Genomic DNA, 22476 nt, shown 5'->3' with positions numbered 1-22476 from the left:
TAGGATTAATAAATTATCGAATTTGATTCAGAAAACCAGAATAAACGCTAATTATCCTAAGGCAAATTATTCCTCAATCACTAAATCAAAAATTCACATGAAATCACTATCAAAATCAGAAGTCCAAAAAAAAGAAAGGCCCGTAAAAATCCTCCAGTTTGGAAATGGGAATTTCCTTCGGGGTTTTACTGATTATATGATAGAGCAAGCAAATGATCAAGGTGTTTTCGATGGTAATATTCAGGTAGTTCAGGTTCACTCCCAAATCGCTGATCCAAAAATGATTCAGCAAGATTGTCTTTTCCATGTTTTGATACGGGGTTTGAAAGATGGGAAAAGAATTGACGAGGCAAAACTGATCACTTCAATTTCCGGTATCAGCAATCCAAATGAAGATTATCCATCCTACCTTCAGCTTGGTGAAAATCCTGATTTAAGATTTATCATTTCAAACACCACTGAATCGGGTATTCAGTTTGATCCAACCGATATAGACCCCAGTAGGCTTCCGGATTCCTTTCCTGCAAAAGTAGCCGCATTACTATACCGAAGATTTCAATATTTCAAAGGTGATCCTTCAAAAGGTTTGATTTTTATTCCTTGTGAATTGATAGAAAATAATGGAGGTAGCCTAAAGGACTGTATTGATCGATATGCAACACTCTGGAAACTCCCGAATTCATTTACTGAGTGGCTCTATTCTTCATGCATTTTTTGTAATACGCTGGTCGATCAAATTGTCCCGGGATTCCCAAAAGATTCCATTGAAGATATCCAGAAAAAAATAGGTTTTGAAGATAAGCTTGCGGTCATGGCTGAGCCCTTTCATCTTTGGGTGATTGAAGGCCCTGATCTAGTCAAAGAAGAGTTTCCATTGCATTTAGCCGGCTTGGATGTGAAATTTGTCAAAGACCTTAGTCCCTTTCGAACTAGAAAAGTTAGAATTTTAAATGGTGGGCATACATCTATGGTACCATATGGCTATTTATTAGGCATAAGAACTGTAAGGGAAGCGGTAGAGGATAAGAAAATAGGAAAATTTATGAGAGAAGTGATCTTCCATGAAATCATTCCCTCGCTCGATATGCCAGAGGAAGAACTCGTCCAGTTTGCAAATGATGTGCTAGAACGATTTGCCAACCCATTTATTCATCACGAGCTGATTTCAATCGCTTTGAATTCTATTTCAAAATTTAAAGTAAGAGTCCTGCCTTCTTTACTCGAATACAAACAAAAAAAGAAGGAGTGGCCTCCGCTTTTGGTAAAATCATTAGCGGCTTTATTAGTCTTCTATAAAGGAGAATTCAAAGGAGAAAGCATTCCATTGAAAGATGATCCTAAAATTTTACAAAACTTTAAAGACGCTTGGCAATTAAAAACGGTAGATGAAACGGTTCATAAGCTGCTTTCAACCGATGAATACTGGGGTATGGACTTGAGTAAAATGGGCGGACTTTCTAAACAAGTTGTTGATGAGGCAAAAATCATTCTTGCCCTTTAACCCAAACACGTGGATCCTGCCTTAACAGACGAACAATCGTAGCATACAATGGTGGATTATAATTAAAAAACTCAAGTGGTCTTTCAAAAAAATTCTCTAGGGCCACCGCAAAAAACTCGTGTTCATTAATTCCTCCAGCCTTTCTAAAAAAAGAAGGCTGGTTTGAAATGAGTTTTTCAAGTTCTTGTTTAGCAAGTAAACTATATTCCTTGAATGAAACGGGATCTAGGAAATTGCTTTCAGCATTACTTTTTATCAGGTTTTCTAATTGAAGCGCATGGGCAATCTCATGGATACCCAAGTTCACCCCATCATGATCATCCGAAATCCCTTCCAAAAAACAGTTCCAGGAAACTACAATGATCCCAAGTTTTGGATTAACTTCTCCCCTATGATAAGTCTTTGAAATTGTGCTGTAATAAGCATTTGGATAAACAAGAATTTTTTTGAAATGGGGAAGTCTTATTTTTTTCCATCCAAAAGTTACCATGACAATAGTAGCTCCTATCAGAATTTCCATTTCCTGGCTCACAAGACGAATTCCCCCTCTTCCGATAAACTCCTTCGTAGTAAGAATCATTTCAAGCTTCTCACAAAACTCTCTTTTATGTTTGTTGGAAAGCCTGCTAAAATAGGAAAATTTATTTTCCAGAATCTCTAAATCAGATTTTTCAAGTTTTCGTTTGAAAACTTTAAACCTAAGTTCTTCTAAAACCCATATGGCACTCCTAAAACTGTAGATCATTTTCGACTCAAAAAAAATGGCAGAAACCTAAAAGTAACTGCCAATTTAATTATTCACAATAAATTTTATCTCGCATAATTAACTGCTCTCATTTCACGTATCACAGTTATTTTAATCTGACCTGGATATTGCATTTCCTTTTCGATTTTCTGAGAAATATCGAATGATAGTTTGCCAGCTGTAGAATCATCAACATTATCTGCATCCACTAGCACGCGTAACTCTCTACCTGCTTGCATCGCAAAACATTTATTCACTCCATCAAAACTTAAAGCAAGCTCTTCGAGCTCTTTCAATCGCTTTATATAGCTATCCATCACTTCTCTTCTTGCTCCCGGTCTAGCACCTGAAATAGCATCTGAAGCTTGGACTATTGGGGAGATCATGGAAGTCATCTCGATTTCATCATGGTGAGCTCCGATAGCATTACAAATTTCCGGATGTTCTTTATATCGCTTGGCAAGTTCCATCCCTAATACTGCGTGAGGAAGTTCTTGCTCTTCCGGCCAAACTTTTCCAATATCATGAAGCAAGCCTGCACGCTTAGCCATCTTCGCATTTAAGCCCATTTCTGCTGCCATCGTAGCGGATAGCTTGGCAACTTCTCTTGAGTGTTGAAGAAGGTTTTGCCCATAAGAAGATCTGAATCTCATTCTTCCGACCATTCGGATCAATTCCGGATGAAGACCATGAATACCTAAATCGATACAAGTTCTTTCGCCTATTTCAACGATTTCTTCTTCTATATTTTTCTCAGTTTTGGCAACTACCTCCTCAATCCTGGCTGGATGGATTCTGCCATCCTGAACCAATCGATGAAGTGATAATTTGGCAATCTCTCTGCGAACCGGGTCAAAACCAGAAATAATAATCGCTTCGGGTGTATCATCTACTACAATTTCAACGCCTGTCGCTGCTTCCAATGCTCGGATATTTCTTCCTTCCCTACCAATGATTTTACCCTTGATATCGTCACTTTCTATATTGAATACAGAAACACAATTCTCAACGGCATGCTCAGTGGCAGTTCTCTGGATAGTATCTAATACAATCTTTTTTGCTTGCTTGGTAGCTGTAAGTTTCGCTTCATCCAGAATATCTTTGATCTGGGAAGAAGCCCTCGTCTGTGCCTCCTCAGTAAGCATTTTGACCAGTTGATCTCTTGCCTCTTCTCGAGTTAATGCTGCTACCTTTTCCAAATCTGCAATTCGCTGATTTGTTACTTTCTCGAGTTCTTCTTTTTTGACCTGAACAGCATGTAGCTGAGCGCTTAAAACCTCCTTTTTACTATCTAGTTCCGCCTCTTTCCTTTTTACTTGTTCAAGCTCTTTAGAAACCTGTTGCTCTCTTTGTTTGACTTTGTTTTCATTGGTGATGATAATATTTTTCTTATTACTCATCTCCACATCAAAATCAGATTTTAGCTTTAAATACTTTTCCTTAGCTTCTAGGATTCTGTCTTTTTTAATGGATTCGGCATTGATTTCTGCCTCTCTGAGCATGGATTTGATCCGCTCTTTTGTCTCTTCTTCGAGTTTCTGGTTTTTATTCTTAATCAACAAACCCGCTATTGCGGCTCCAACGCCAATCCCCACCAGGGCGGCCAGGATTATGTATATCATCTCTCCCATAGGTTATTTTATAAATGTAATTGACCTACGGAGAAGCTTAAAGTTCCTGAAATAAGTGGGTAAGAAATAATTACAAGGCTTTGGAAAGTAATGAGTTTAATTGGGCTAAACTATTATTGATATGTTCACTATCTTCTGCATTTACTTCGTTGGTCTCCAATGACTCTACCATACAGTCAAAAGCAACCATTGCTAGCAAATCCTGATTATCGTCCAATCCAAACTCCTCTTTATACCTTCTCAATTTTTCATTTATCAACTTGCCTGCATGCCTAATCTTGGCTTCATCCTCAATTTTGACGCGCATGGGATACTCTCTATCCCCTATTTTTACTTTTATGGCAAGTGTCTCCATATCACTCGGATAAGTAGGTGATTAAATGGTCGATTTCTTGTATATAATTATTGATTAATTCACTCATTTCGGCGGAATCTCCAGAATTCTCCGGTCGGTTATCCACAATGTTACTAATTTTAATCTTATTTTTAAAATGTTCGATTTCCTGCTCTTTTTTACCTAATTCACCTTCCATTTCTGTCAATCTTGACTTCAATTGATCATTTTCTTCAGTCAGATGAAGTAATTTCTTACTGGCTTGGTGGACCAGTTTTTCCAATTTATGCAGTTCGTCGTGGATCATTTTCTAAGTACGGATCAGTGCACCAACTTCTTTTTCAAAGGCTTGAATCAATTTACTCATAGTTTTGTCAATTACCTTATCAGTCAAGGTATTTTCCTGATCTTGTAAGTGAAAACTTAAAGCATAAGCCTTTTTACCTGCATCAATCTTGTCTCCTTGATACACATCAAAAACGCCAATTCGCCTTAATAATTTTCCTCCAAACTTAATTCCTACAGATTTTACCTGATCGAAGCTTACAGATTTATCAATGACTAAGGATAAATCCCGTCTAACTTCAGGGAATTTGGAGATTTCCTGATAGCGATTAAGCCCACTTGCCTTTTTGCATAATAAGTTCCAATCCAATTCTGCGAAGAATACTTCTTGCCTTACTTCTGCTAGCTTCAGGATTTTATCATCCAATAATCCTATCGTCCCGATCTCTTTTTGCCCCAACATTAATTTCAACCCATAAACAAAAGGGGCTGTTTCGACCATGTTGATATCACCAACATTTATGTTTAGCTTTTCTAGTACCTTTTCTACTGTAGAATAAAGATCTGCAAAAGTGAATGGCCTAGCAGGTTCTAACCAACTTTCGGATGTTCTATTTCCTGAAAGAAATATCGCCAATCTTCTACCCTCTTTATAACCTTCTTCAGTTTTGTGATAGACTGTTCCAAATTCGAAGGTTTTTAAATCAGTTTGTCTTCGGTTGATATTTCTGGCTAAAACTTCCAACCCGGTAAACAACAAAGTTTGACGCATCACACCCAAGTCTTCGCTCAGCTTGTTATAAATCTCTACACTTTTGGATGCATCTAAGTGTCCTGATTTCTCAGCATAGCCCGGCTTCGTCAAGCTGTTTGTGATGATCTCAAAATATCCTTGAGCAGAAAGTATTTCCGTCATCCGATATTGAAGTTTGTTCAGGTCTTTTACTGGATGCTCTGCAAGGTAATCTGTTTTAAGATTTTCTGACAGCAACACCTGATGGAAACCATGGATTCTTAAGATCTCTTCAATGATATCAGCCTCACGAGTCACGTCTACACGATAAGGTTTTGCGATAGCCGTGAAACCAACTTCAGTTTCATTTTTAACCTGGATCTCTAAACTTTCAAGAATAGACTTTACCTCAGAAGGCTCAATCTTTTTCCCAATCAGTCGATTCACATGACCGTATTCCACATCAATTACAAAGTCTTGAATAGGATTTGGGTATAGGTCCACAATTTCAGAAGCAACTTTACCTCCTGCTATCTCCTGAAGTAATTTCACTGCTTGCTTCAAAGCATAAACCGGCATATTTGGATCTATCCCTCTTTCAAATCGGAATGAAGCATCCGTTTTTAATCCATGAAATTGGCTTCCCCTACGAATAACATCAGGGGAGAAATAGGCAGATTCAAGGAAAATTGAAGTGGTTTCGTCAGAAACTCCTGAACCTTGTCCTCCGAATATACCCGCAATACAAAGCCCTCCTTTTGGATCTTTGATCATCAATTCTTCACCAGAAAGCTTTCGCTCTTTCTCATCCAGTGTGATGAACTTAGTGTCCCTAGGAAGTTTTCCAACAATTATTTTACCTTCCGAAATCTTATCCGCATCAAAAGCATGCAACGGCTGACCTAGATCATGTAAAATGAAATTGGTGATATCCACCACATTGTTGATCGGTTCAAGATCAAGAGATTTTAGGAAATTTTGAAGCCACTGTGGAGATGGAGCTATTTTTAAATCTGTAACTACCACTCCCGCATACCGAGGACAGTCAATTGAATCTTCAACCTCCACGGAAATAGAAGGGCCAGAAGCTTCAACGGACAATTCATTTTCGGCAGGCATATGGATTTTTCTTCCCAGTAAAGCCTTCAAATCTCTTGCTACTCCCAAATGAGATGCTGCATCAGCTCTATTCGGGGTTAAACCGATTTCTAACACTTGATCTTGAGAGATTTCTATGTATTCAGAAGCTGGAGTACCATTTGGGAGATCCGTATCCAAAACCAAAATACCTGCATGGCTTGTACCTAAGCCTAATTCGTCCTCAGCGCAAATCATTCCCTCTGAAACCTGACCTCTGATTTTTGCTTTTCTCAAAGTCAGTGGATCTCCTGAAGTAGGATAAATTGTAGCTCCAACTTTAGCAACCAATACTTTCTGGCCTTTAGCTACATTTGGGGCTCCACAGACAATCTGGGCAGGGTATTCTTCTCCAATATCCACTGTTGTCAAACTTAACTTATCTGCATCAGGATGCTTTTCGCAAGTCAGCACTTCACCGATTACCACTCCTTCCAATGCCCCTTTAATGGACTCAAAATCCTCTATTCCTTCCACTTCCAATCCGGATCTTGTAAGTAAAGCGGCAATCTCATCCGGACTTTCTGTTAAGTTCAGATGAGCCTTGAGTCTATTTATTGAAATTTTCATGAATATTTTCCTGTTGCTATTGAATCTGAGATTCGACTAGATAAACAAAAAGGGTTCGAAAACCCCAAATTGATTAGAATAAGGTACAAATTTAAGAGAATTGCTTTAGGCTAAAAGGCTATTTATCGTAATTTTTCTCCCCAACTGGAATCGGAATATCCATGATGTTCTCTTTTGGTGGAATCGGGCATGCATAATCGGGGTTATAGGCACAATACGGATTATAGGCCAGATTAAAATCTAATGTGATACTGGTTTTCCCATCTTGTCTTGCATTGATATATCTCCCTCCTCCATAAGTATCTAAACCACTGGTTTCATCAGCGAAAGCCAGAAAGAAATTTCTTTTATCAGGTTCATCCATCGACTGCATCAATAAAAGTCTTTGAGGTTTTCCCCCTAGCTCAAATTCTGCCCATGAATGTTCAATATACCGCTCTTTTGAGCCATCCGTTAAAGGAACTTCTCTCACCTTTCTATTTTCCACCGGTACCATCAAAGCTTTAACTTTGTATGCAGGATCAATGGGATAAAAATTTAGGGTTTTGAAGTTTTGCTTTTGCTCCTCGGATAAGGGAGAATCGATATTGAAACGAATGTATTTAAACTGTCTTTCTCTTTCTGATTCGATTTTTTCAATATATGCTTCGGGGCTTTCAGTCCCGGTCAATGTATAAGCAACAGCCGCTATTACTACAGCCACTACAAATAGTGTTAAAATATTTTTTGGTTTCATGTGTTTAAATCTGTCTTTCAATCGTTCTTCTCAGCTATCGGTAGAAATCTCCCACTCGCTAAAATCATTCCTCTGTGTCAGGCTAAGTTTCGATCGATCTCATTCGATTAGATCATTCCTTCATCAGCGAAGCTAAAGTAGCCAACATCTGTAAAAATAACATGATCAAGCACAGGTAAATCCAATTCTCTTCCCACTTTGACCAATCTTTCAGTCAATCTTTTGTCTTGTTCGGAGGGTTTCAGGTTGCCACTTGGGTGATTATGAACCAAAATCATGGATTGAGCAAGGTGTTCCAAGGCCGCTTTAAACACCAATTTGGTATCTACGACTGTTCCAGCTGTGCCTCCCTGAGAAATCATATGCTTCTTCAATACCTGATTGGATCTGCTTAAAAGGATTAAATAGAAATATTCAATTTGTTCATCCTGCAGCTCAGGTTTCATCAACTCGTAAATATGCTGGGAACAGGTGATTTTAGGTTTAAGGATTGGCTCGGAATCCTTCCTCCTCCTACCCAACTCAAGTGCTGCAATGATTGATATGGCCTTTGCTTCACCGATACCTTTAAATTTTTTGAGATCCTGAATATTTAGTCTTGCCAAAGAATATAGGTCATGATTTACCGAAGAAAGAATGTGTCTTGATAGATCTACCGCACTCATGGAGGGAGTACCTGAACGAATCAGAATAGCAATCAACTCTGCATCGGTTAATGCGGACTTCCCTTTTAGCAAGAGCTTTTCTCTAGGCCTATCTTCTTCTGCCAGTTGAGAAATTTTAATTGAATAATTATTTTCCATGATAACGGATAAAAAAGTTCAACTAATAATACTAACTTAACAGTAATAAAAAAACCCTGACAAGCAGGGTTTTAAATAAAGATTAAATCTTTAAGGATTAACCAAGGGCACTAACAAATTTGGCCAATCTTGATTTCTTGTTATTAGCGTTGTTTTTGTGAATCACATTCTTCTTCGCCAATTTATCCAACATAGAAACTACTTTTTTGTAAAGCTCAGTTGCTTCAACTTTATCAGTAGTAGCTTTCAATCTTTTGATGAAAGTTCTGGTTGTTTTGGCTTGGTATCTGTTTCTCAAACGCTTTGCTTCGTTTGCACGAATTCTTTTAAGTGCTGATTTGTGATTTGCCATATCTTGTTATTAAATAAATCTTTACGTTCCCCTATTCCGAATTGGAGTGCAAATTTATTGGAAATAATTCACACTGCCAATTAATTTCTAAGATTACTCCGAAAAAGGCATGCTTACCAAAACTGTAAAATTGTACTTTTTCAACTAATCAGGCCCAAAGATAGGCTTTTTCCTAAGATTTCACAGTGAAAAATATTAACATTTTTAGTTATGGTTTTAAGATTTATTCTTGTGATTTCTCAAATATTTTATTTTTATCCATCAGAAAATTGGGGCTTTTACGCACATTCTTTAATAAACCGCCTTGCTGTTTACTCCTTGCCACCTGAACTCATTGGATTTTACAAGCCTCATATTCAATTTATTACAGAGAAAGCTACCAATCCTGATCGTAGAAGATACGCTGTAAAAGGAGAGGCTGAAAAACATTACATCGACCTGGATGAATACGGAGAAAATTGGTCGGAAAAACTTCCTGAATTTTGGTTTGATGCAGTAGAAAAATTTTCTGAAGACAGCCTAAGATCAAGGGGAATTGGGCCTTGGTCTGCCTATTTAACCTTTCAGAATCTGACAAAAGCTTTCGAAGAAAAAAACACAGATGCAATTTTAAAACTATCTGCAGATCTAGGTCATTATCTAGCTGATCTGAATGTACCCTTGCATACGACCAAAAATTACAACGGTCAACTAACTGGACAGGAAGGAATTCATGGTTTTTGGGAAAGTAGAATCCCTGAGCTTCAAGCTGCAGACTATCAACTTTGGGTTGGAAAGGCAGAATATATAGAGAAACCTCAAAGCGCGATTTGGGATGCTGTAAAGGGTGCTCATGCTCAAGTTGATTCGGTACTGACTTTTGAAAAGATTTTAACAAATGAATTTTCCCAAGATCAGAAATATAGCTTTGAAGAGAGGAGCAGCTTGACGGTTCGGGTTTATTCTAAAGAATTTTCAGAAGCTTTTGCACAAGCTCTGGATCATCAAATAGAACGCCAAATGAAAAACTCGATCAAGATGATTGCAGATTTTTGGTTTACAGCCTGGGTAAATGCCGGACAACCTGATTTACCAACCATCGCTAATATGCTTCCTGAGGAAGATATTGTACCTGATAGAAGGATAAAAGTTAGAGAACATTGAAAGTCAGAATTCTAAATTATGAAAGCTAAAAAAGTACACCATCATGGGTAAAGACCTCAAGCAAAGAACAAAAGTATTCGCTTTGGAAGTCATTAAACTTGAAATCCAGAGGTAAGTGGTCAGTATTGAAACGTCAAAGCGAGGGAGGTATGACGGTTGTAATCTCAATAAAATTGGTACGTACTTTAACTGGACTGCCGCGCTTCGCTCGCAGTGACGGAAGGCCAGTTAGACAGGAAGAAGCAAGTCTACTGAGGTTAGCTAGTCAGTTTTAGAACGTCATTGCGAGGGAGGTAAGACCGTGGCAATCTCGAAAAAAATGGTGCTTTCTATAGCTGGATTGAATACTGCAACGGCCTACTAAACAACGACTTCCGATTTCAAATACCTCTCAATAGCCTTCCCCAATCTCCTAAATGTATTCTTAAAGACTTCCTCATTTTCTTCCAGAAGTGTCACGCGAAATCCTCTTAAATCAGAACAGAAAGAAGAAATAGGTACAACGCATATCTGCTCTGCCGCCAATAAATTATAAACAAATCGCTTGTCCAGAGGCATTTCCTTTTCTTCTAACCAAGAATCCAATAAGCTTTGCAATTTTTCATCTTCAATAGGTAAAGATTGACGCTTAGATAGGACTCCTTCCTCAAAAACAATTGTATTGTAGAATGCCCCTTGGGTGGGATTGAACTTGATCCCAGGAATACCCCCCAATATCTCACGCATCCAATCACTTCGTTTTCCAATCTGTTTATTGGCTTCTTCCCGGTATTTGAAATAGGCAGGATGTCTCATGATTTTTGGGATGGCTAACTGCGGTAAAATGGTAGAACAAACTTCTATCATCTTAGCATTCTCCAAAGTCTGACATAGCTTCGAGAATTCTTTGGATGATTCCCGATTGTAGAATTCCATCCAGCCACAGCGTGCTCCTGGCCATGGGAATTCCTTTGATATTCCTTTCAAAGAAATCGCGGGTCTATTACCTATTACTTCTGCAAGTGGAACAGCAGTGATACCGTTATAGGTAATATTCTGATAGATCTCATCTGTAATCAAAAGCAGATTAAACTCTTCGGCAATCTTTACAAAGCCCTCCAAAACTTCCTTTGGATAAACCATCCCAGTTGGATTATCCGGATTGATAATCAGGATGCCTACAATCGATGGATTATATTTTACTTTTAAATACAGATCGTCCATATCCGGAAGCCATTGATTATCCGGATCAAGTTTATAGGTGATAGGAGCTGCATTTGCATGTGCCGCCTCAGCAGAACTGTGAGTTGAGTAAGCTGGTGATGGGCCAATAATCCTAGCAGTTGGAATTAAAAACTGGTACAGCTTTGCAATAGCATCCCCAAGACCATTAAAAAACAAAATATCCTCAGCACTGATTTGAGTCCCTCCCTTTTCATTATTCAGGTCCGCAAGAAATCTACGGGTTTCCAAAACTCCTTTGGAATCGGCATAGCCGTATGTTTTGTCTTCTTTTAATAAATCGGCAATAATCTGTTTCATCCAATCTGGAACATGATTGCTCTTTTGGATTGGATCACCGATATTTTCCCAAGTCATAGAATATCCCAATGCTTCAACTTGACGAGCTTTCTTTACGATTCCTCGAATCTCATAGGTCAACTCTTCTGCTCCGGGTCTTAGGAGTAACTGTCTCATAGGTTTGCTAGGCTGAATTTCAACTAATTCGGGTGTAAAGAAACAAAAAAGGTTTTAAATCTTCGGATCAAACTTCAAGATTACATGACCATTAACCCATGGTTGAAAATATGGGCTATGGATTTGGATAGCAAAAACATAGCCTCGAATTTTAACCCGAGGGTTAATGTAAAATTCCTATTATCCTAAGAATGGCTTTAGCCATTTCGGATTCATTAATCAGGACCATTTTTTTTAATAATTCTTACTATTTCTCTGGAGCCTAATTCTTTTGAAGATGATTCTGCTGATTCACATAATGGGAGCTACATCTTTTGGTTTGCTTGATTAATCGGAAATTGATTTCTGGGGGTTGAGTAAAAATTAAGCATGAATATGATCTGGCATACCATTAATATTCCGAATAGGACAAGCCCTTGAAATTAGTTAAGAGATTTTTTTACCCAAGATCGGGCACTGCTCTACAGTTCAGTCCAAAGGTTTTGCAACACTTGTGAACTTCTGAGTACAACCCATTTAATTTTTTTAGCATGGGTGTTTTGGCCCTACCTTCAACAGAATAGAGATCCGTTGGAGGGAAATATATCAACGAGCATGTACTTGCTACTTAAATCTTTTCTGCAAAATTATATAATCTGTGCCAATCATTCTATATCAATAAATATAGGATTAGAATAGAACCATAATTCATCCCACGGACTTTCGCCTTCTTCATCTTCTTGAGGTTCCAATTCATTACTATTGGTACCTCTGATACGGATATAACTTTCATTACCCAGCTCCGAAATCGTGTATCTTATTTCCCTATATTCACCATTGACTATCCAGTCAGACTCGGTAAAACGTGCAATAACCTGTGTAGTAGGATTGCTATCGTCATTTCGATCGGTAACCGGCCCTGTTACTTCTCCCATTATCAAATCAACACGGGTAACCTCAGGGTTTTTTCCCCATGAATTCAGGGTATCAGGGTCTTTAAAGCGTATGGTAACAGTTACATCTTCCCCCTGGGCAATATGAATTGCACCTCCGATATCAGCAGTATGATGGCCTCCTTCTACACTAAGATAAAGCTCTGAGATTAAATCTCCCAGAGTTACAAAAACACGTCCATTTCGAATGCCATCTATAATATCATCATGATTTTTTTGAGCGAAAACATAGGTTTTGGAATATTCGCCCGGCCAGAAATCGCTACCACCTTCCCTCCAGTTAACATGTGAGTCGGAGTTTGCGGTTATCCACCACCGACGACCTTCGCCCAACATTGAATCCCAAAAACCGCCCAGTTTAGCAGTCATCTGATCAAAACCTCCCATAGTAGGGAATTGTCCATATCCTCCCCGGGAACTTTCACGAAAAGTACTGTCGGGATTTAAGGTAGCAGCTTGGTGACCAGGTGCTCCTGCCATACCAACGGCAATGTCAGGGGCTGTATCATTCCAGTCCCGAAATTCGGCAGGATCATCTCTTCCATACACACCCAAATCTGATGCAGATCGGGAAGGGTGATTAGCAATAACCACCGGTTTTGTGGCCATTTTATTCATGAATGCCAATGCTTCAAGCATTCTTGGTTCGGTATCCCAAGTTGAATCAGATGGGTAAGGTTCTCTTTTACTGAATTGAGATTCTATGCTGTGTAATTGGGTAGATTCATCATGCGTATGCGGGACAATTAAACTGGAGTGATCGGCTCCGGGAGTATCGAATTCCATCCCATAAAACTGAATCACTTCTGAAACAACTTTTCTGGAATACAACAATTCAGGATAAGCCATTTCAAGATTTACTTTACTGTGATTGGGGCCGCCATGATCGGTGGTTACCATCCACGAAAGTCCATAATACTTAGCCATTAAGGCATTCATGGGAGTTGGATAAATGGCATCACCTCCTATAATAGGGCTAGGAGGATCCACTTCACGATTCCAGCCTACACTATATCTGGAATGAATATGATGATCTCCTGCCAGCCATGTTCGGTTGGAATTATCTTGTGCTATAACTGGATTCTGAAATCCAAGCATTAGAAACAGAATTAATAGATAAACAGAGGGGGATGGGAATGTAGTTGAAAAAAGACACATGAGATGGATAGATAATTTTGAGTTTAAATTAAGACACTAAGATAGTATTTTGTTACGACAGGTACTTTACCACACAATTAACCTTCATGGCATTTCTGTACTGGGTATAGGAACTTATAACGTAGTTCTTTTTCCTGAATCTTCAGATTTTGGAGAAACTGGTTAAATTGTTCTGAATATTAAAGGAATCATAAATCCCCGATAATAACATTTGTTGTCGGTTGTTGTCGAAAAAAAATTAATAAAAAACTGTTTTTCAATTAGTTAGAGTTACCATTAACTCTACTGTAATAAGAAATATATTCGCAATTGCGAATATGCAAGTGTTGTGCTTCATCCCGAAAGTTATCGAAACCAACCAATAACCAATGATAAAATTCTTTAGAAAAATTAGATATAATCTCATGAGTGAAAACAACACGTCAAAATACGTTAAGTATGCTATTGGAGAAATCGTCTTAGTGGTTATCGGAATTTTGATTGCCTTACAGATTAACAATTGGAATGAAAGCAGAAAATAATAAAGAAGAAGAGGTTATTCTAATAGCATTGAAAAGAAAGTTTACGGAAAATAAAGAGATACTTTCTTCCGAATTAAAAAGGCATAAAAAAGTTTTAGAATTATTGGCCGAATTAAATGAAGAGATTTCTCCAAAACCAAAAAAGTTAGATGATCAAAAATTAGACTCTCTTATGTTCGGAATAGGTTGGCTACCTCAATTTACACCAAAAGACGGTGTTATTAATTCGTTAGTAAATTCTGGTAAAATTTCATTGATAAAAAATAATGAATTAAGTTCTAAACTCTCATCTTGGAATAGTCTCATTAACACCTATTACACAACTTATAAATGGACCGAAAATGACGTTTTTGAACAAGTATTACCTTATATTAAAACTAAATATCCGTTCAGGAGAACACTTAGATATTTCGGAAATGCAAGTACAGGGAACAGTAAATTTGAATATTCAAAAGATGATTTATTATCGGATTTAGGTTTTGAGAGTATTTTGTCCAATAGAATAATCAATGCTAGAGATATACTCGATGCGGCTCAAGAATTAAACATTTTTCAAGAAGAGGTCTTGAATTTAATTGAGACTGAATTAACAAAATAACGAAAGCACAACTACGGGTATAGTCCATATCCTTCGGGACATTCATCGTTCCTCTGCTGTTCAGGATTTGCAATCAAGAACCTAGATCATAGGATATCAAATCCGGGTAATTGAGAAATTAACTTAAAAGAATCGAGACTAGTTTGATTATTAAGATTGTAAATCTTTGGATACAGCTTCGAGATTGCAAATCTCGAAGAGCAAGTGAGTCAAGCGGACTGTTCCCTACGGCAGTGTCTGCAACTAATTGTACAAAACCGTTCTGCCTATCAAAACCATAAATCCGAAAAATCACAATTTTTTTTCGGACCTCGAACTTTTAATTCTTTAGTCATTATTTCGAGATCCCCTACATTTCATCACTTCCACATTACCATGATTCACAAATACTTGCATTTTTTAAAACCATTGAACTGTTTTAATCCGTACAAGTTTTAGTTTAGTAATCCTTTATAGAAGAAAAGCGATTTGCCAATCTTTATGAAATTCCTCTCTTAAATAACTTCCTTAGCTAGTGATTGCAATCCTAATTCGTATTCTAATCTTCCTCCTTTTTGTTTTCTTTATCGACTGGTATTCCTACCAAGCTTTTAAAACTCTTTTTTCAAATCAAATCTGGATTAAAATTGGTTATTGGGTCTTTTCAGTCTCCATATACCTCTTTGCAGGCTATGTTTTTCTGACCTTCACCCGGGGTGATGTCAGTTTAAACTTTGGAAGGTTTGTTTCCCTTTTGGTACTTTCTTTAATTCCGAAGCTAATCATCCTGAGTTTGATGTTTGGTGAAGATATATTCCGATTTTTAACAGGGATTTTCCAATCTGTTTCTGGAAACTCTGAAGGCGATTTTTTGCCCGATCGTAGAAAATTTATAAGTCAAACCGCATTAGTGCTTTCCGCCATTCCTTTTTTAGGGATCCTACATGGAGTGTTAATTGGCAAATACCGGTACCGCGTAGTAAATCATACCCTAGAGTTTGATGACTTACCAGAGGCTTTTGACGGCTTTACCATCACTCAAATTTCAGATATACATTCAGGCAGTTTTGACGACAAAAAGAAACTGGAATACGGGGTGGATTTAATCAACAAACAGGAATCCGATATTATTCTATTTACAGGGGATTTGGTTAACAACCATTCAAAAGAAATGGAGCCTTGGATCGAGACTTTTAAAAAGCTCAAAGCTCCCATGGGCAAATATTCCATTTTAGGAAATCACGACTATGGGGACTATATGTCTTGGCCTAGCAAGAAAGCCAAAGATGCGAATATGCAGCGTCTATATGAGATTCAGGAAGAATTAGGTTTCCGCCTTTTGCGGAACGAGAACGTGAAGCTTGAAAAAGCCGGCGCACGCATCGACTTGATTGGAGTGGAGAACTGGGGAAAGGGATTTGGGCAATACGGAGACTTAAACAAAGCTGCAGCAAACCTCAGTGATCAAAGTTTTAAAATTCTGATGAGTCATGATCCTTCTCATTTTGATGAGGAAGTAAAAAAATTCTCTCAATTTATTCATCTTACCCTCAGTGGCCATACGCATGGAATGCAGTTTGGAATAGAAATCCCGGGTTTTATCAAATGGAGTCCTGCGTCCTTCCGCTACCCGAAATGGGCCGGATTGTACGAGGAACTAGGCCGCTACCTCCATGTGAACCGAGGCTTTGGTTTCTTGGCTTTTCCAGGTCGAGTAGGGATTTGGCCTGAGATTACGGTGCTGAAGTTGAAGAGGAAGATAGCCTAATTCCTTAATCCCATTCACCAAACGTAACTCCAGCTTTAACGAGCACCATTAAAGTTAAAACAGCAAGGCAACCACTCAGCGTATTCCCCTTAATAACTCGCTACAAGTTCAACCAGTAAGTCATCTTGAATACCAAAGCACGGGATTTGGATCCGCCAAATTGAATAAAGCCTTCCTGCGTTTCTGCAAGGTAATTATCCGTATACACCAGGAAAATATCAGAAACAGGTGCAAATCTCCATTGCAGTCGGGAATTGATATTTACATTATCGATTTGGCTGTTGTATTGGACAAAGGTTGTCCAAAAAAGTTTTTTGCTAAAGGTGAAATCAAACCTTGGCCCGATCAGGAAAAGATTTGCATCATTATAGGGGGCAGGCAATCGGATGCCATTGTATGCGAAATCAATACTGGTAAAACCTAGCGGTTGATAGCGCCACTGAATGCTTCCCTCAAGGTTCCAACGCATCCCATTGTAATATTCTCCAGAGCGGGTGCTCAGCTCAAAAGATATTTTTTTTCGTGCGTCAGATTGATACCGGGCAATCAACAGATTATTGGTGTACTCGGTGTTTGCCTCCAAGGGAAGTCCGCCTGTACCGCTGGGATCAAAGGATCTAAACAGATAAGTGTATTGCCTACGCAGCCGCATGGAAAATTCAGCAGATGAGCGCCAAGTGATATCATACAAGATATTTACATCCCAATCAAGGAAACCATAGGTTTGGTTTCCCTTCAAGTCATAGTCAAAGCCAGGACCATGTCGTTGCACTTCTCCACTCGTGGGAAAGAAACGTTTCCGGTAGGTCATGGCGAGTTGCTGCAAATCTGTCCGTCGAACAAAGCCCACTTCCGGTGCATAATTCGCACCGACCATCTGGGCTCGCATATTAAATTCCCATTCCGGCACACTGTATTGAAGTTCCATCCCGGTAGCAAAGGCGCTATCTACCTTTACCTGGTTGATATTTTGATGGTAGAAAAACTTTCCTGTAATTTTATTGTCTGCCGAAGCCAGGTTGTAATCAAATCCAAAGGTCCGGTCCCACTCATTGTACAAACTATCGCTGTACTCTTTAGGGTCTTCAAAGGTTTGCTTATTCACCAAAAAGGCCGAAATATTCGATCTGGAAAAGACTTTTTGCTGAAGCGAAACCATGGAATAATTGTAGGAAGGCAATTGTGCAGCCTCGTTATCCGACACCTGCATGCTCAATACTCCTACCCGAAGATTGTCATTGGCTTTCCCGCTCAACCTTAATCCCAGAGGAATCCGGGATTGAATATTCTGGCCGGTGTTTTCATCCCGGGAAACTCCTATTCTTCGGCTAAAAAATGGGCGGGTATCTCTCAATCCATAATTGGAAAAAAGGTCTGCATTTTCTAGAAAAAACTGCCTCCGTTCGGGAAAGAAAATCTCAAAGCGGTCCAAGTTGGTTACTTGCTGATCTACTTCCACCTGAGAAAAATCCGGATTGACCGTAAGATCCAAATTCAGTCCAGGAGTAATCCCGTATTTAACATCGAAACCCGCACTGAGCCCTTTATTAACATCTAGCTCTTCTGCAAAATTTTGATTGTAGTTACCTGACAAATAGGGAATAAAAGAGAGATTCTTGCCACTTCTTTTAGTCGGTTGTTCCCATTCTGCCACCCTTGATGAGGCCAGATTATAGAGACTGAAATTTCGTTGAATGGGTGCCCAAGTGGATCGTTCTGCGCTTTCACTATCCACTCGGTAAAAATTGATATTCCAAAAGTCCTGACCTTCATTAAACCGTAGGGAATTCAGAGGAATGGCGATTTCAGCCACCCAGTATCCTTGATAGCGCTTGGCCTCTCCCCTCCACACATTATCCCAGTCAAGGCTAAATGAATCTCGGCCACTTCCTCCATTGGCCACCAAACCTTCTCTTCGAACCCCAAATGGATTGATCCCAAAAGAAAATGCATTCGTTCGATCTTGAAAGGTGTCCAAAACTACCGTAAAATTATCATTGGCAGCCCCTCTAAAATCCCGTCGGAGAGAGGGAGTCACATAGGATCGATCATTTGTAGCATTGTACATAATCCCAAGTACATACACATTCTTATCATCGTAAAGCACCTTGGCTACCGATTGATTCACTGCCAAAGATGAATCATAGGGGAATTGTTGCATCCAATCATAGGCAGAATCTGCCTCCGCCCAGATTTCATCAATTTCTCCATCGATTAAAATTGGTCTATCAACTTTCTTAAATACAATATCCTGTGCGATAGTTGCACCGGTGCATAAGAAGAGTCCCAAAAGGATTAATGCCTTTTTAAACATATTACAAAACTAGTCTATTTAGGTGACCACTATGATGGATTTTTATCAGAGGTTCCCGTTGGTTGGTGTTTAAATAAACCTGAGTAAAGTGAAACAAGTTTATTCCAGAATGATATTTTATGTGAGTGGCTTACAAAGAAAGAAAGATAGTTAAACAGGGGTTTAAGTTCGGATAAGAGAATTTGAGATTGGGGTATTTTTCTCAATTCATCTTGATAGCTAGGGTAAAAGGAAGTTTTCTACTATTTTATTTTTATTGCAATTCTAATTAGGGAAAAGAGCACCTTTCCCCAAAAATTGATCCAGTGCTTAAATAAAACTTACTGTTTATTCAAAGCTTGCGATTGGTTGGAAATGAATTGTTTTAAAACCCCCACCTTTATAGGTAGGTGCAAACCGTTTTAAGCTATTCGTGCAGAAATAGATTCATAAGAATAAAATAACATTCATCATGACGACATTGGTAGTAGGTGCAAGTGGAGCAACAGGGAAACATTTAGTGGAGCAGTTGCTAAATGACAAACAAAACGTAAAGGTGATTGTCCGATCCCCAGAAAAATTGCCTGAATCCTGGAAAAACAATGAGCAACTCTCCATCATCCATGCTAGTGTATCAAATTTATCCTTGACCGAAATGGCAGAATACATCCAGGGTTGTCAGGCTGTCGCTTCCTGTTTAGGCCATAATATGAATATGAAAGGCTTATATGGAAAACCACGTAAGTTAGTAACAGATACTGTCAGCCTCCTATCTACTGCTATAAAAAAAAATGCTGCAGAAAAGCCAGTGAAATTTGTTTTGATGAATACTTCTGGTAACCGCAACAGGGACCTAAATGAGCCCATTTCGATGGGTCAAAGATTCATAATAGCATTACTAAGATTAGTATTACCTCCTCACGTAGATAATGAAAATGCGGCTGACTATTTACGGACAAAGGTTGGCCAAAAAAATGATTTCATTGAATGGGTAGCTGTTCGTCCGGATAATCTGATAAATGAAGAAAAGGTTACCGAATATGAGGTTTACCCTTCACCAATAAGAAGTGCTATTTTTAATGCTGGTACTGTCAGCCGAATTAATGTAGGACATTTTATGGCTAAGCTTATTATAGATCATGAACTTTGGAATAAATGGAAAGGTCAAATGCCAGTCATTTACAGTAAATCTGTGTCAAAGGAATAATTGAAAGCTCAATCAATCTGTATAAAAAATACTTTATCTCGCTATTTATCAATAAATTAATATTCATCTCTTGAATTAAGCCAAATAACCCTATTGGGTTTATGCGAATGTTATAGTGCAATCACAAAAACAAAATTGATCAATTAATACACTGAAAATGGAACCAAAAGATTTAGTGAAACTGTGGTTTAAGAAGTGGGAAAAATTGCGATTATCTGAATTAACAAGTATCAGAAGACTTCAAACATACAAGTCCTTTTGGATCGATTGACGGAAAGAGCACATATCTTAACTTGGTTAAAGAAAATGAAGATAAATTTCTTAGTCAGACTTTCGTTTTGCCGAGGCGATTTATGATAGAGACAAAGCCGGTGTTCTATTTACTGCAAAAAAAGGAAAGGATTTTTCTTTGAATGTATGTGAGTGGTATTATTCAAAGGATAATCTAATCAAAGAGATCGTTGCATATTACCACATAGGCGAAATAAGGGAAGACCGACAAATCAAAATTTAGGCAAAGATGAACTATTTAGAATAGACAATATGAGTTGTTGAAAGGTGTAGGAGCATAAATTATCTTTAAAAGCAAGATTTATGAAAGTAATAATAATACTATTTACTCTGTTTGTTATTTGTTCTTTGCAAGTTCAATCGCAAGTACAAAATCCAGACACCAATTTGCATTTAGCTATCCTTCAGGGGGATATTGAAAATGTTAAGAAAGCCTTGAAATTTGGATCTAATATTAATCAAAAAGATCAGTACGGATCCACTCCATTGATAATTGCAACGACGTTTGGTAAGACAGAAATTGTTAAGATACTACTAGAAGAAGGGGCAGATTTAAATATACCAAATAGTCAGGGTTCGACCCCATTGCACATAGCGGCTTTCTTTTGTTATAAAGAAATTGCGGAAGCGTTGCTTGTTAAAGGAGCGGACAAGTACTTGAGAAATAATGATGGCGCCACTGCTTTCGATATTGTTACCGCACCTGTTGAAATTGATCTGGAAACATATAAGCAATTAGAATCTGCATTAGGGCCAATGGGATTAGTAATTGATTTGAGCATTATTCAAGCCAACAGACCTGTTATGGCAGAAATGCTTAGAGGAAAGGTTTCTGAGTACGAGACAATTAACTATACACCCTTGAATCTGGAAGATTGGGAAGTTTCAAGTCCTACGGCGCAAGGATTAGATAAAAATCTTGTTGACGAACTTTACTATGATGCTTCTCACTTAAAAACATTGTATAGCTTATTGATTGTCAAAAACGGCTATCTCATAGGAGAAGGATATTTTAATAAAGGTTCGGTAGATCAATTATCACAACGCGCATCGGTCACCAAAAGTTATATGTCGGCTTTAATGGGTATTGCAATCGAAAATAAATGCATTTCAAGCATCGACCAAAGGATGTTGGATTTTTTCCCTGAAATTGAAAGTAAAATAACTGATCCCCGAAAGAAGAATATAACAATTAAACAGCTGTTACAAATGAGAGCTGGTTTTCCCTCAGAAGAAATTGATTCGGCTTACTGGGATGCTTTATGGTCCGGAAAATATTTGGACAAAATAGATGCTATTCCACTAACCAGTGATCCAGGAACTACTTTTCAATATAGCAATTTGACATCTAACTGGCTTGCGATAATTATAGCCCGGGCTTGCAACACCAACTTAAAATCCTTTGGTCAAAGAAACCTGTTTGAACCTCTAAAAGTAAAATTGGGTGATTGGCCTGAAGACCTTGACGGTTATAATATAGGCGCAGGTGATATTCAGTTTACAGCAAGAGATATGACCAAATTTGGTTCATTATATTTAAATGAAGGACGCATTAAAGACAAGCAGATAATTCCAGCCGATTGGATCAAAGCATCATTGCAAAATTATTCAGAAAATATAAATTCAGTCGGAGTTAAATCCAGTAGACTGGGGCGCTACTTTCACGATGTTGGATATGGCTATCAATGGTGGTCTGGAAAAGTAGGTGAGCATCAATTCAGTTTTGCATGGGGTCATGGTGGACAATTAATTGTTTTACTAAAAGACCTAGATATGATCATTGTTACTACCGCGGATCCATTTTACGGAAAAGAAGAACATTGGAATTCCTGGAAATATGAACAGGCAGTGATTAATGTCGTTGGGAAATTCATCAAATTGTTATGAATTCATCTTTCTTAGCGAAGATGAATGCTATATAAGTTTTCCTGATCATAATTAGTTTTTTGGAAGTTTATTGGCATAATACTAAAGTTCAGAATCTAATTGCGTTTTTTTAATTTATTTCTTAATTCTCATTGGTTTTAGAATAAAGCTTGAAAAACTTTCTGAGTAACTGACTTTATTATTCTGTTATGTTTT

18 protein-coding genes are annotated in these 22476 nt (G+C 38.2%); 7 read left to right on the top strand and 11 right to left on the bottom strand.

Going from position 1 to position 22476, the window contains the following annotated elements; genetic code table 11:
- The first annotated feature begins 97 nt into the window (after positions 1–97).
- Positions 98–1501 (top strand): tagaturonate reductase, encoded by a 1404-nt coding sequence (locus AAGF08_RS04330; RefSeq protein WP_343509811.1) that lies wholly within the window; start codon positions 98–100, stop codon positions 1499–1501.
- Here the strand turns inward: AAGF08_RS04330 and AAGF08_RS04325 are convergent.
- The 8 genes from AAGF08_RS04325 to rpsT all read right to left on the bottom strand — a co-directional run bounded on the left by AAGF08_RS04325 (position 1485) and on the right by rpsT (position 8827).
- Complete coding sequence (locus AAGF08_RS04325; RefSeq protein WP_343509810.1) at positions 1485–2246, bottom strand: zinc-dependent peptidase; 762 nt, start codon at positions 2244–2246, stop codon at positions 1485–1487. The two genes, AAGF08_RS04330 and AAGF08_RS04325, sit on opposite strands and share 17 nt — an antisense overlap.
- A 65-nt stretch (positions 2247–2311) precedes the next feature.
- A complete protein-coding gene (gene rny, locus AAGF08_RS04320) occupies positions 2312–3877 on the bottom strand; it encodes a ribonuclease Y (RefSeq protein ID WP_343509808.1) in 1566 nt (521 codons plus the stop codon).
- A 70-nt stretch (positions 3878–3947) separates the two neighbouring features.
- Positions 3948–4232, bottom strand: coding sequence for a cell division protein ZapA (locus tag AAGF08_RS04315; RefSeq protein ID WP_343509807.1), 285 nt, complete (start codon positions 4230–4232; stop codon positions 3948–3950).
- A 1-nt stretch (position 4233) separates the two neighbouring features.
- Positions 4234–4518 (bottom strand): hypothetical protein, encoded by a 285-nt coding sequence (locus tag AAGF08_RS04310; protein WP_343509806.1) that lies wholly within the window; start codon positions 4516–4518, stop codon positions 4234–4236.
- A gap of 3 nt (positions 4519–4521) precedes the next feature.
- Positions 4522–6936, bottom strand: a complete 2415-nt coding sequence (gene pheT / locus AAGF08_RS04305) for a phenylalanine--tRNA ligase subunit beta (RefSeq protein ID WP_343509805.1) — start codon at positions 6934–6936, stop codon at positions 4522–4524.
- 118 nt (positions 6937–7054) lie between these two features.
- Positions 7055–7672, bottom strand: a complete 618-nt coding sequence (locus AAGF08_RS04300; RefSeq protein ID WP_343509804.1) for a DUF1684 domain-containing protein — start codon at positions 7670–7672, stop codon at positions 7055–7057.
- 107 nt (positions 7673–7779) lie between these two features.
- On the bottom strand, positions 7780–8475 hold the full coding sequence (gene radC / locus AAGF08_RS04295; RefSeq protein ID WP_343509803.1) for a DNA repair protein RadC: 696 nt from the start codon (positions 8473–8475) through the stop codon (positions 7780–7782).
- A 97-nt stretch (positions 8476–8572) separates the two neighbouring features.
- Positions 8573–8827, bottom strand: a complete 255-nt coding sequence (rpsT, locus tag AAGF08_RS04290; RefSeq protein ID WP_296700357.1) for a 30S ribosomal protein S20 — start codon at positions 8825–8827, stop codon at positions 8573–8575.
- Between the two features lie 210 nt (positions 8828–9037).
- Here rpsT and AAGF08_RS04285 point away from each other — a divergent pair, with 210 nt between their 5' ends.
- On the top strand, positions 9038–9970 hold the full coding sequence (locus AAGF08_RS04285) for a zinc dependent phospholipase C family protein (protein WP_343509802.1): 933 nt from the start codon (positions 9038–9040) through the stop codon (positions 9968–9970).
- 360 nt (positions 9971–10330) lie between these two features.
- Here AAGF08_RS04285 and AAGF08_RS04280 read toward each other — a convergent pair whose 3' ends face one another.
- Together AAGF08_RS04280 and AAGF08_RS04275 are read right to left on the bottom strand one after the other, a co-directional pair.
- Complete coding sequence (locus AAGF08_RS04280; protein ID WP_343509801.1) at positions 10331–11647, bottom strand: pyridoxal phosphate-dependent aminotransferase; 1317 nt, start codon at positions 11645–11647, stop codon at positions 10331–10333.
- A gap of 644 nt (positions 11648–12291) precedes the next feature.
- Positions 12292–13677 carry a hypothetical protein gene (locus AAGF08_RS04275; RefSeq protein WP_343509800.1) on the bottom strand — a complete coding sequence of 462 codons (1386 nt, stop codon included), beginning with the start codon at positions 13675–13677 and terminating at the stop codon, positions 12292–12294.
- A gap of 428 nt (positions 13678–14105) precedes the next feature.
- On the opposite strand from AAGF08_RS04275, the gene AAGF08_RS04270 reads away from it, so the two are divergent.
- From AAGF08_RS04270 to AAGF08_RS04260, 3 genes are all read left to right on the top strand, one after another.
- On the top strand, positions 14106–14258 hold the full coding sequence (locus AAGF08_RS04270; RefSeq protein ID WP_343509798.1) for a DUF6090 family protein: 153 nt from the start codon (positions 14106–14108) through the stop codon (positions 14256–14258).
- Complete coding sequence (locus AAGF08_RS04265; protein WP_343509797.1) at positions 14242–14856, top strand: hypothetical protein; 615 nt, start codon at positions 14242–14244, stop codon at positions 14854–14856. Before AAGF08_RS04270 ends, AAGF08_RS04265 begins: the two co-directional genes overlap by 17 nt.
- Before the next feature lie 514 nt (positions 14857–15370).
- The gene (locus AAGF08_RS04260; protein ID WP_343509796.1) at positions 15371–16603 is read left to right on the top strand and encodes a metallophosphoesterase; all 1233 of its coding nucleotides are present in this window, start codon (positions 15371–15373) and stop codon (positions 16601–16603) included.
- A 100-nt stretch (positions 16604–16703) separates the two neighbouring features.
- Here the strand turns inward: AAGF08_RS04260 and AAGF08_RS04255 are convergent, their stop codons facing one another.
- Positions 16704–18917 (bottom strand): DUF5916 domain-containing protein, encoded by a 2214-nt coding sequence (locus tag AAGF08_RS04255; protein ID WP_343509795.1) that lies wholly within the window; start codon positions 18915–18917, stop codon positions 16704–16706.
- A gap of 451 nt (positions 18918–19368) precedes the next feature.
- Between AAGF08_RS04255 and AAGF08_RS04250 the strand changes: the two genes are divergently transcribed.
- Together AAGF08_RS04250 and AAGF08_RS04245 are read left to right on the top strand one after the other, a co-directional pair.
- Positions 19369–20103: an NAD(P)-binding oxidoreductase gene (locus AAGF08_RS04250; RefSeq protein WP_343509794.1), complete on the top strand. Its 735-nt coding sequence runs from the start codon at positions 19369–19371 to the stop codon at positions 20101–20103.
- 594 nt (positions 20104–20697) lie between these two features.
- On the top strand, positions 20698–22281 hold the full coding sequence (locus AAGF08_RS04245; RefSeq protein ID WP_343509793.1) for a serine hydrolase: 1584 nt from the start codon (positions 20698–20700) through the stop codon (positions 22279–22281).
- The last annotated feature ends 195 nt before the right edge of the window (positions 22282–22476 follow it).

The sequence above is a fragment of the Algoriphagus sp. SE2 genome (genome assembly GCF_039563885.1).
Taxonomy (GTDB): Bacteria; Bacteroidota; Bacteroidia; order Cytophagales; family Cyclobacteriaceae; genus Algoriphagus.
The sequence above is the reverse complement of the archived record's forward strand: the minus strand, read 5'-3'. Positions and strand labels throughout refer to the sequence as shown.

Bases quoted from the DNA above. Each gene is read 5' to 3' on its own strand.
- AAGF08_RS04275 (WP_343509800.1), bottom strand. From the start codon at position 13,677: ATGCTTGGATTTCAGAATCCAGTTATAGCACAAGATAATTCCAACCGA.
- radC (WP_343509803.1), bottom strand. From the start codon at position 8,475: ATGGAAAATAATTATTCAATTAAAATTTCTCAACTGGCAGAAGAAGAT.
- AAGF08_RS04325 (WP_343509810.1), bottom strand. From the start codon at position 2,246: ATGATCTACAGTTTTAGGAGTGCCATATGGGTTTTAGAAGAACTTAGG.
- pheT (WP_343509805.1), bottom strand. From the start codon at position 6,936: ATGAAAATTTCAATAAATAGACTCAAGGCTCATCTGAACTTAACAGAA.
- AAGF08_RS04265 (WP_343509797.1), top strand. From the start codon at position 14,242: ATGAAAGCAGAAAATAATAAAGAAGAAGAGGTTATTCTAATAGCATTG.
- AAGF08_RS04300 (WP_343509804.1), bottom strand. From the start codon at position 7,672: ATGAAACCAAAAAATATTTTAACACTATTTGTAGTGGCTGTAGTAATA.
- AAGF08_RS04270 (WP_343509798.1), top strand. From the start codon at position 14,106: ATGATAAAATTCTTTAGAAAAATTAGATATAATCTCATGAGTGAAAAC.
- rpsT (WP_296700357.1), bottom strand. From the start codon at position 8,827: ATGGCAAATCACAAATCAGCACTTAAAAGAATTCGTGCAAACGAAGCA.
- AAGF08_RS04285 (WP_343509802.1), top strand. From the start codon at position 9,038: ATGGTTTTAAGATTTATTCTTGTGATTTCTCAAATATTTTATTTTTAT.
- AAGF08_RS04310 (WP_343509806.1), bottom strand. From the start codon at position 4,518: ATGATCCACGACGAACTGCATAAATTGGAAAAACTGGTCCACCAAGCC.
- AAGF08_RS04315 (WP_343509807.1), bottom strand. From the start codon at position 4,232: ATGGAGACACTTGCCATAAAAGTAAAAATAGGGGATAGAGAGTATCCC.
- AAGF08_RS04250 (WP_343509794.1), top strand. From the start codon at position 19,369: ATGACGACATTGGTAGTAGGTGCAAGTGGAGCAACAGGGAAACATTTA.
- AAGF08_RS04330 (WP_343509811.1), top strand. From the start codon at position 98: ATGAAATCACTATCAAAATCAGAAGTCCAAAAAAAAGAAAGGCCCGTA.
- AAGF08_RS04255 (WP_343509795.1), bottom strand. From the start codon at position 18,917: ATGTTTAAAAAGGCATTAATCCTTTTGGGACTCTTCTTATGCACCGGT.
- AAGF08_RS04280 (WP_343509801.1), bottom strand. From the start codon at position 11,647: ATGAGACAGTTACTCCTAAGACCCGGAGCAGAAGAGTTGACCTATGAG.
- AAGF08_RS04245 (WP_343509793.1), top strand. From the start codon at position 20,698: ATGAAAGTAATAATAATACTATTTACTCTGTTTGTTATTTGTTCTTTG.
- rny (WP_343509808.1), bottom strand. From the start codon at position 3,877: ATGGGAGAGATGATATACATAATCCTGGCCGCCCTGGTGGGGATTGGC.